The 5,357-nt window shown below is 70.2% G+C and carries 7 protein-coding genes; 2 read left to right on the forward strand and 5 right to left on the reverse strand.

Going from position 1 to position 5,357, the window contains the following annotated elements; translation table 11 throughout:
• Window positions 1-76: 76 nt before the first annotated feature.
• The 4 genes from ACLQ24_RS28380 to ACLQ24_RS28395 form a co-directional block, all read right to left on the reverse strand.
• Window positions 77-886 carry an ABC transporter permease gene (locus tag ACLQ24_RS28380; RefSeq protein ID WP_425894804.1) on the reverse strand — a complete coding sequence of 270 codons (810 nt, stop codon included), beginning with the start codon at window positions 884-886 and terminating at the stop codon, window positions 77-79.
• Between the two features lie 8 nt (window positions 887-894).
• Window positions 895-1,686: an ABC transporter permease gene (locus ACLQ24_RS28385; RefSeq protein ID WP_425894805.1), complete on the reverse strand. Its 792-nt coding sequence runs from the start codon at window positions 1,684-1,686 to the stop codon at window positions 895-897.
• Between the two features lie 396 nt (window positions 1,687-2,082).
• Window positions 2,083-2,274 (reverse strand): DUF397 domain-containing protein, encoded by a 192-nt coding sequence (locus tag ACLQ24_RS28390; protein WP_425894806.1) that lies wholly within the window; start codon window positions 2,272-2,274, stop codon window positions 2,083-2,085.
• The gene (locus tag ACLQ24_RS28395) at window positions 2,265-3,068 is read right to left on the reverse strand and encodes a helix-turn-helix domain-containing protein (RefSeq protein ID WP_425894807.1); all 804 of its coding nucleotides are present in this window, start codon (window positions 3,066-3,068) and stop codon (window positions 2,265-2,267) included. Before ACLQ24_RS28395 ends, ACLQ24_RS28390 begins: the two co-directional genes overlap by 10 nt.
• Before the next feature lie 226 nt (window positions 3,069-3,294).
• Here ACLQ24_RS28395 and ACLQ24_RS28400 point away from each other — a divergent pair, with 226 nt between their 5' ends.
• Window positions 3,295-3,522: a flavin reductase gene (locus ACLQ24_RS28400; RefSeq protein WP_425894808.1), complete on the forward strand. Its 228-nt coding sequence runs from the start codon at window positions 3,295-3,297 to the stop codon at window positions 3,520-3,522.
• 81 nt (window positions 3,523-3,603) lie between these two features.
• Here ACLQ24_RS28400 and ACLQ24_RS28405 read toward each other — a convergent pair whose 3' ends face one another.
• Window positions 3,604-4,536 carry an ABC transporter ATP-binding protein gene (locus tag ACLQ24_RS28405; protein ID WP_425894809.1) on the reverse strand — a complete coding sequence of 311 codons (933 nt, stop codon included), beginning with the start codon at window positions 4,534-4,536 and terminating at the stop codon, window positions 3,604-3,606.
• A 123-nt stretch (window positions 4,537-4,659) separates the two neighbouring features.
• Between ACLQ24_RS28405 and ACLQ24_RS28410 the strand changes: the two genes are divergently transcribed.
• Window positions 4,660-5,298 carry a hypothetical protein gene (locus ACLQ24_RS28410; RefSeq protein ID WP_425894810.1) on the forward strand — a complete coding sequence of 213 codons (639 nt, stop codon included), beginning with the start codon at window positions 4,660-4,662 and terminating at the stop codon, window positions 5,296-5,298.
• Window positions 5,299-5,357 lie beyond the last annotated feature (59 nt).

Below are 5,357 nucleotides of genomic sequence, written 5' to 3' on the forward strand. Positions count from 1 at the left end.
AATCCTTGTTCCGCAAGCCCGAAGTCCGCTACGCCGCCTCCTGACCATCAACTATTTGCCTTACGGGTCAATAACCCTACTTGTAGAGCAACCTGCCCATCCGGCGCGAGGCCACCAGCAGCCCGACCGCCATCATCGCCAGCAGGTAGAGCACGTCGAGCAGCCAGAGCCAGCCGCCGAGGCCCAGCGTGACCCCGCGGATCAGGTGCACCGCCCGGTACAGCGGGGTGACCTCGACCAGCCAGTGCAGCAGGGTCGGATAGGCCTGCGCCGGCACGAACGTGCCCGAGAAGAAGAACAGGGTGAACTGGGCCGACCCCACCAGGTCGAAATCCTGCCAACTGCGCATGACCGTGGCGACCGTCATGCCGAGCCCGCCGAACGCGAACCCGACCAGCACCGCCGCCGGGAGCGCGGTGACGGCCCGGGTCACGGTGGTCAGGTCGAGCGCGACCATGACCCCGAGGAACGCCGCCGAGTACGCGCTGCCGCGCAGCATCGCCCACCCCAGCTCACCGAGGGCGATCTCGAACGGCCGGACCGGGGTGGCGATCATCCCGTCGTACAGCTTCATGTACTTCATCTTGCCGAAGAAATTGAAGGTGGTCTCCGAGAGCGCCCCGGTCATCGCGGAGGAGGCCAGCATCGCCGGGGCCACGAACTCGGCGTACGACACCAGCCGCCCATCGGGCAGCGGCAGGTCCCCGACCAGCGTCCCGACGCCCAGGCCGATGGAGAACAGGTAGAGCAGCGGCTCCACGAAGCCGGAGAGCAGCAGCAGCCAGTAGACCGGCTTGAGGGCCGCGACGTTGCGCCCGATCACCGACGCCGACCGGCGGGACGCGCCGGAGACGTCGACCAGCCGGGGCAGGACCAGCGTGACCACGGAACCCCCTAGACGACGAGCTTGCGGCGGAAGGTGCGCAGCGCGAGCAGCCACCCGGCGACCGCCCAGGCGGCCAGGTAGAGCAGGTGACCGACGATCGACCACTGTGGGGCGACACCGAGCGTGGCCGCCCGGCACAGGTCGACGGCATGCCAGAGCGGTGTCGCGTACGCCAGCCACCGCAGCACGTCGGGCAGCGACTCGACCGGGAAGAACACCCCGGCGAACAGGCTCATCGGGATGACCGCGAACCGGAACAGCATCGCCAGCCAACTGTCACTGGACACCACTGCGGCGTACGCGAAGGTCGGCGCGGCCACGGCCAGCCCGAGCAGTGCCACCACCGGCAGGGTGACCACCGCCCACGGTGACCGCAGCGCCCCGAACAACCCGGTGACCAGCAGGAACACCGCGATCGTGGTGATCACCCGGAACAGCACGAAGGCCAGGTGCCCGGCCAGGATGTCGCCGACGCGCAGCGGCGACGCGCCCTGCGCCTGGTAGCTCTTGATCCACTGGAAGTTGCTGAACACCGGCCACGTCGAGTCGCCCACGGTCACCTGGAGTGCGGTCGAGGCGATCAGCCCGGGGACCAGCCAGTCGAGATAACGCACCCCGTCGATGCCCTGGTCGATGTAACCCCCGACGCCCACACCGAACCCGAGTACGGTCAGCACCGGCAGCAGGAACGACGAGAAGACCCCGGCCCGCCAGGTGCGCCGCAGCCCGACCAGGTAGTAGCCGAACACCGCGAACGCCGGCGCCCACGGCGCCCGCGCCCGCTTCGCCACACCCACCATGACCACCCCCGTCCCCGACCTTCCTACCCCCGGGGTACGACAAGTCGCCCGGTCACCCTACGGCGACCCCGTCGAGGTGTCGCCGGGGTTTCGGCCGGGTCCGCGCGCCGTGCCAGCGGCTCTCCCGCGCGGGGATCCACTCCAGATCGGCGACGTGACGGCATCCCATCGCCCGGACACCCCCACATCGGTGATCTGGTGTGGATCACGCTCTACGGGCGGCGCCCGACCCGACGAAGGCACGCCACGCGTCGGGCGTGAAGACCAGCGCCGGACCGCCCGGTTTCCCGGGAAGCGGTGTGTCCCGGTCCGGCAGACACCCCGCTTTGCAGGAGACCGAGTGGACCTTGGGGCTGTGCGGGCCCAGGCCGGCGGCCCGCGCGACCGCCCGGCGACCTATCGGACCCCGGCACCGAGGCCGACGAACGCGCGCCACGCCTCGGGCTCGAAGACGAGCACCGGGCCATCCGGGTCCTTCGAATCACGTACGGCCACCAGCCCCGACAGGTTGTCGGCAACCTCCACACACGCGCCGCCGCTGCCGTTGCTGCGACTGCTCTTGCGCCACCGGGCACCGGTCAATTCCATGTCTCCGCCACTTCCGCGATCAGGTCGAGGGACTGCTGCTGCGATAGTGCCTCACCCCGGATCGACTCCCAGACCTCGACCATCTGCCGGACGTACTCGGACCGGTCGATGACCTGCCCATGACGCTGCCCATCGAGGTAGACGACATCCTCACCGGTTGCCGCGGTGGCGATCACGAAGGGACCATCGAGCCCAGCGTAAGCAGCAGCGGACAGTGGCACTACCTGGATTCTGAGCCGGGGCAGGGCCGAACCGAGCTTCACCAGGTACCGCAACTGCTCGCGCATCACCTCCGGTTCGCCGACGCGGCGGCGCAGCACGTACTCGTCGACGACCACGCTGAGCAGCGGCGGACGATCCCGGGTGAGCACACTCTGCCGGTCGAGTCTAGCGGTCACCTGCTGCTCGACCTCGTCCGCCGCGAAGAGCCCGGCACCGGCCAGGACGGCGCGGGCGTAACCCTCGGTCTGGACCAGACCGGGCACGTAAAGCGGCTCGAACCACCGCAGTGCCGTGGTTTCCTGCTCGATGCCCGCCCAGTCGCGAAACCACGGCACGACGGTCTCCCGGCTGATCCGGCGTTGGATGCGTTCGAACCTGCCGTCGGCTGCGAGCACGACGTCGCAGCGACGTGCGAAGTCCAGGCTCGGCCGGCGCTCGGAGGTCTCCACCTTGGCGACCAGCGCACCCGAGTAGCTCAACGCCTCGGCGAGCGCCGCCTGGGACAGGCCACCGACTGCCCGCGCCAGCCGTAGCTCTTCCGCGAAGTGCTCCAGCATGGACGAACTCTCCACGGACAACCTCCGTACATCGTCGTACCGTGCCGGGCCGACCGTCGTACGCGCTGGTCGTCGGCGCGCGGAACCTCCCACCGTAGTCGGACCAGCACCAGACTGTCACGCAGCGGAACCGCTCACGGGATCGGACGGCGGGCGGAACCAGGCCGGGAGCGCCCCGTGACCCCCGATACGGGGCGCTCCCACCCATCGAGCACACCGGCTACGACTATGGGAGGCGCCGATGCCCCGCTACCGCCCACACGTGGCGGCGCGTCCGTCGTGGCGCTGCCGGGTCTGCGGCGCGGCGTGGCCGTGCTCGCCGGCGCGGCTGGCGCTGCTCGGCCAGTACCGCGAGAACCGGACCGGCCTGCTGGTCTACCTCGCGACGCTGCTGGACGAGGCGGCCGGCGACCTCCCCGGCACCGATCCGCTGACCGACCGCTTCCTCACCTGGGCCAGAGCCCGATGAGCAGCTACGCACCGAGAGCAGATCTTGGACACTCTCCGTTAGCAGCTAACGGAGAGTGTCCAAGATCTGCGGCGCGGCTGGTCAGTCGACGAGGGTACGGCCGGTCAGGTGCAGGAAGACGTCCTCCAGGCTGCTGCGCCGCACCAGCACATTGGCCGGTTGCAGCCCCAACGCGGTCACCTCGGCGACCGCCGCGTCGCCGTCGGGCACGTAGAGCAGGACCCGGTCGGGCAGCACCTCGACCCGCTCCCCCACACCGTCGAGCTTGTCGGCGAACGGCGCCTGCGACTCGGCGGCGAAGCGCAGCTCGACCACCTCGCGGGTGGAGTGTCGCTCGATCAGCGCCCGGGGTGAGCCCTCGGCGACGATCCGCCCGCCGTCCATCACCACCAGCCGGTCGCAGAGCTGCTCGGCCTCGTCCATGTAGTGCGTGGTGAGCACCAGCGTGACGCCCTGCTGCTTCAGCCGGAACAGACGCTCCCACACCAGGTGCCGGGCCTGCGGGTCGAGCCCGGTGGTCGGCTCGTCGAGCAGCACGATGTCCGGATCGTTGACCAGGGCGCGGGCGATGGTCAGGCGGCGCTTCATCCCGCCGGAGAGCGGATCGACCTTGCTGTCGGCCCGCTCGGTGAGCTGCACGAAGTCGAGCAGTTCGTCGGCCCTCGCCCGCGCCGCCCGCCGCGAGACGCCGAAGTAGCGGGCGTAGACGGTCAGGTTCTCCCGGACGGTCAGCTCCGGGTCGAGATTGTCGAGCTGCGGGCACACGCCGAGGCGGGCGCGGATCGCCGGCCCGTCGGCCACCGGGTCCAGGCCGAGGATGCGCAGCTCACCGTCGCTCGGTGGGGAGGTGCAGCCGACCATGCGCATGGTGGAGGACTTGCCCGCGCCGTTCGGCCCGAGGAAACCGAACGCCTCACCCGACTGCACCTCGACGTCGATGCCGTCCACAGCGGCGAAGTCACCGAAGCGCTTCACCAGCCCACGAGCCTCAATCAGTGGTCGCCCGGTAGTCACCGCCCGACCCTAACCGCCAGGTCCGACACCCCTCCACGCAAATACGCGTGCGCCCGACCCGCCGGATGCGAAACGCCGATCAATGCCACACCCGATCAGCCGATCGACGGGTATCGTCCCATTGTGTCGCCCGTCAGCTCGCCCGATGGTTCGCCGTCAACCGCCCGACCAGCCAACTCATCCGTCGACGAGCCCGCCACGAACGCCAACGCCGAAGCCGCCACGAGCACCGGTGACGGACCACCCCGACCACGTCCACCGGCCGAGCCCCCGTTACTGGCCGAACCCGCCGAACCGGCCGGGGCCGCCGAACCAGCCGGGGCCGACGGCGCGGCTAGGCAGGCGACCCGGGACCTGGCGGCCCAGTTCGAGGACGAGAAGCCCGGCCGGGTGTTGTCCGGGGCGGCGGCTCTGCTCCTCGGCACGGTGGCGCTGGCGGTCGGCGCGCTGTCTCTCTGGCAGGTGTTCCGCCCACTGTCGCAGGGCAGCAAGTACTACCTCATCATCTTCCTGGCCGGCGTACTCCCGCTGGTCTTCCTCGCCTACCCGGCCGACCTGCCGCGGTGGGCCCGTCTGCGCGGGCCGCGACAAGCCGCCGACAGCACCGGACGCACCCGGCCCACCGTCGCCGACTGGGCGCTGGCCGCCCTCACCGTGGCGGCCTGCCTCTATCCCGTGCTGCCGATCCGGATCGGTACGGGTGGCGGCGGCTACAACGCGTTCCTCGATCGGCAGGGCCTGCTCGGTACGTATTCAGCTTGAGTTGATCGGCTGAGCGGGGCTGCGGTCTACTGTGGTGGCTGTGGCTGGCATGATCTTGG

Source organism: Micromonospora sp. DT4 (genome assembly GCF_049841675.1).
In the GTDB taxonomy this organism is placed as follows: Bacteria; Actinomycetota; Actinomycetes; order Mycobacteriales; family Micromonosporaceae; genus Micromonospora.